Origin of the sequence: Cobetia sp. MC34, assembly GCF_018340035.1 — a bacterium.
In the GTDB taxonomy this organism is placed as follows: Bacteria; Pseudomonadota; Gammaproteobacteria; order Pseudomonadales; family Halomonadaceae; genus Cobetia; species Cobetia amphilecti.
In genome coordinates, this window is sequence record NZ_JADPPY010000111.1 from 1 (window position 1) to 471 (window position 471).

The following is a 471-nucleotide window of genomic DNA, read 5'->3' on the forward strand; positions in this document are numbered from 1 at the left end:
GTGAAGTGGTCCCCGGAATTCGGACCAGGCGCTAAGCTCTGATCAGACCGACCAGGAGAGCTTGATCATGAGCAGGAAACGTCGACAGTACAGCAGTGAGTTCAAAGCCAAGGTAGCCCTCGCCGCCCTCAAGGGAGAGCAGACCACGTCGGAGATCGCGGCCCGCTTCGAGATCCACCCCACCATGGTGAGTCAGTGGAAACGCGAACTGCTGGACAATGCCACCGGCGTCTTCGAGAGCAAGAGTTCCGGTAAAACCGCTCAGAAGACCCAGGAGGAGATCGATACGCTCTACCGCGAGATCGGCAAGCTGACGGTGGAACGGGATTTTTTGTCACGCGGGCTCGGTCGTTGAGCCGGGCCCAGCGCGTGGCACTGGTCGAGCCGCAGGCGCCCGACATCAGCCTCCGGCGTCAGTGCCAGCTACTCGGTATCAGTCGCTCCTCAATGTACTATCAGCGCAAGGCGCTA

The 471-nt window shown here is 60.5% G+C and carries 1 protein-coding gene; it reads left to right on the plus strand.

Annotated features, from left to right (window positions below; genetic code table 11):
- Window positions 1-67 precede the first annotated feature (67 nt).
- On the plus strand, window positions 68-355 hold the full coding sequence (locus tag IZU87_RS17390) for a transposase (RefSeq protein ID WP_088743470.1): 288 nt from the start codon (window positions 68-70) through the stop codon (window positions 353-355).
- The last annotated feature ends 116 nt before the right edge of the window (window positions 356-471 follow it).

What these genes read in the sequence shown, in the direction of transcription:
- IZU87_RS17390 (WP_088743470.1), top strand. Translation starts at nt 68, where the DNA reads ATGAGCAGGAAACGTCGACAGTACAGCAGTGAGTTCAAAGCCAAGGTA.